The 2,500-nt window shown below is 57.0% G+C and carries 1 protein-coding gene, 1 tRNA gene and 2 rRNA genes (2 of these 4 only partly in view); 3 read left to right on the forward strand and 1 reads right to left on the reverse strand.

Annotated features, from left to right (window positions below; all coding sequences use genetic code 11):
- The 3 genes from FJ972_RS07550 to FJ972_RS07560 all read left to right on the forward strand — a co-directional run.
- Positions 1-1,065: ribosomal RNA gene (locus FJ972_RS07550) — 23S ribosomal RNA — on the forward strand; it begins 1,746 nt to the left of the window's first position.
- Positions 1,066-1,337: 272 nt separating this feature from the next.
- Positions 1,338-1,452 (forward strand): 5S ribosomal RNA (rrf, locus tag FJ972_RS07555).
- Positions 1,453-1,656: 204 nt separating this feature from the next.
- Positions 1,657-1,733, forward strand: a tRNA-Met gene (locus FJ972_RS07560).
- Positions 1,734-1,776: 43 nt separating this feature from the next.
- On the opposite strand, the gene FJ972_RS07565 is transcribed toward FJ972_RS07560, so the two are convergent.
- A protein-coding gene (locus FJ972_RS07565) for a DDE-type integrase/transposase/recombinase (RefSeq protein ID WP_140525845.1) crosses the window boundary here: on the reverse strand, positions 1,777-2,500 show its 3' portion. The gene runs 467 nt beyond the window's last position; 724 of the gene's 1,191 nt are visible here — the last part of the coding sequence; its start codon lies off the right edge, out of view — the gene reads right to left on this strand; the stop codon is at positions 1,777-1,779.

Raw genomic sequence — 2,500 nt, forward strand, 5'->3', positions numbered from 1 at the left:
CGACGTATAGGGTCTGACGCCTGCCCGGTGCTGGAAGGTTAAGAGGAGGGGTGCAAGCTCTGAATCGAAGCCCCAGTAAACGGCGGCCGTAACTATAACGGTCCTAAGGTAGCGAAATTCCTTGTCGGGTAAGTTCCGACCTGCACGAATGGCGTAACGACTTCCCCGCTGTCTCCAGCATAGACTCAGTGAAATTGAATTCCCCGTGAAGATGCGGGGTTCCTGCGGTTAGACGGAAAGACCCCGTGCACCTTTACTATAGCTTTACATTGGCATTCGTAGTGGCATGTGTAGGATAGGTGGTAGGCTTTGAAACCTGGGCGCCAGCTCAGGTGGAGCCACCCTTGAAATACCACCCTTATCACTATGGATGTCTAACCGCGGCCCGTTATCCGGGTCCGGGACAATGTATGGTGGGTAGTTTGACTGGGGCGGTCGCCTCCTAAAGAGTAACGGAGGCGCGCGATGGTGGGCTCAGAACGGTCGGAAATCGTTCGCTGAGTGCAATGGCATAAGCCTGCCTGACTGCGAGACTGACAAGTCGAGCAGAGACGAAAGTCGGTCATAGTGATCCGGTGGTCCCGCGTGGAAGGGCCATCGCTCAACGGATAAAAGGTACGCCGGGGATAACAGGCTGATGACCCCCAAGAGTCCATATCGACGGGGTTGTTTGGCACCTCGATGTCGACTCATCGCATCCTGGGGCTGGAGCAGGTCCCAAGGGTATGGCTGTTCGCCATTTAAAGCGGTACGTGAGTTGGGTTCAGAACGTCGTGAGACAGTTCGGTCCCTATCTGCCGTGGGTGTAGGAATATTGAAAGGATCTGTCCCTAGTACGAGAGGACCGGGATGGACGGATCTCTGGTGGACCTGTTGTGGCGCCAGCCGCATAGCAGGGTAGCTATATCCGGACGGGATAACCGCTGAAGGCATCTAAGCGGGAAACCCACCTTAAAACGAGTATTCCCTGAGAACCGTGGAAGACGACCACGTTGATAGGCCGGGTGTGGAAGAGCGGCAACGCTTGAAGCTTACCGGTACTAATAGTTCGATCGGCTTGATCGTTCTCATTCCTTATGCCCATCGTGAAACACGATGGTCTGGCCAGCGCTCACGCATGAGCGGCCCTTACGGGCCTATGCTCCGCGAGGGCGCCGGACGACCGGCGACGCGCAGTCGCGCTTGCGGGCTTTGCCCGAAAGCAAACTGTGGATGTCGCTCAGGCACAAAAAGACAGGTGAAGAGCAACGAGCCAATAGTGAATAGGCATCCCCTATTCACTATTGCCTTCTGCCCAATCCCTAACCCAGCTTCTCGAATAACGTGCGTTTTGCCGACCTGGTGGTTATGGCGGAGCGGCTGCACCCGATCCCATTCCGAACTCGGCCGTGAAACGCTCCAGCGCTGATGGTACTTCGTCTCAAGACGCGGGAGAGTAGGTCGCTGCCAGGTCTGCCAAACGCACGTTAAACTCACATCCAATCGGATAGATGTGAAATCTTCTCTTCACGAACAGGCCCGCCAACGGGACAACGGGCCGCGTAAGCGGCCCTTTCAATTTGGCGGCGCGAAGCAGGCAATCGCCCGCTTCCAAACATCGAAGCAGAAACACCTGCTTCCAGAGGTCGAAGCAAGCTCACGCTTGCTCATAGGTGGCGCGGGGTGGAGCAGCCCGGTAGCTCGTCAGGCTCATAACCTGAAGGTCACAGGTTCAAATCCTGTCCCCGCAACCAAATCAAAACGGTCCGTTCCGGAGACATAGGTAACAGAATGTACCTAAGACATGGGTGACAACCTCGTGCCGAACGGGTTGTCGATGGTCTGCAAGGTCCTCTGTTCCAAGTCGATATACCCCAGATCATAGTGCATGAAGGAGACGAGCCAAATGCCGTCGTCGACTTCGCTGATGCCGAGCCTTTGGCCGGCGAGCACGGTGGAGATGTTTATCTTCTTCCTGTGCATGCAGATGCGGCCGCAGGCGGTGACGAGGATGTCCTTGTCATGGAAGGGATATTCCAGCTCGGGTAGACCTTGATAGGCTCTTGAAGAGCCTCTGTAGAGCTCGGCTGGCACCTTCATGCCGATGGCCTCGTGGGGCCTCTCGTCATTGAATTCGCTCATGAAAGCATCGAACCTGGCCTGCTGCTGGAGGGTGTTCATGCCCGGCGGCCGGGTCGTTTCGGCCTTGAGCGTGCGGTGCATGCGCTCATGGCGAGCGTTCTCGTGCGGGTTGCCAGGCCGGATGCGCTCGATGGCGATGCCGAGCCTCAGCCAGAACACCGACAGCCTCGATAGATTGTAGAGGCCGTTGGGGCTTGCGAAGGGAAGGCCATTGTCGCTTCTAATCGCTTCCGGCAGGCCACGTTCCTTGAACAGCCGGACGAAAGCCTCGATGACTGGAACCTCCTTTGTCGCTTCAAGGGCTTCGCAGGCCAGCAGATAGCGTGAAGCCTGGTCGGTGACGGTCAGGGGGTAACAGTAGCGGCCGTTGCCGAGCTTG

This window comes from Mesorhizobium sp. B2-1-1 (genome assembly GCF_006442975.2).
GTDB lineage: Bacteria > Pseudomonadota > Alphaproteobacteria > Rhizobiales > Rhizobiaceae > Mesorhizobium.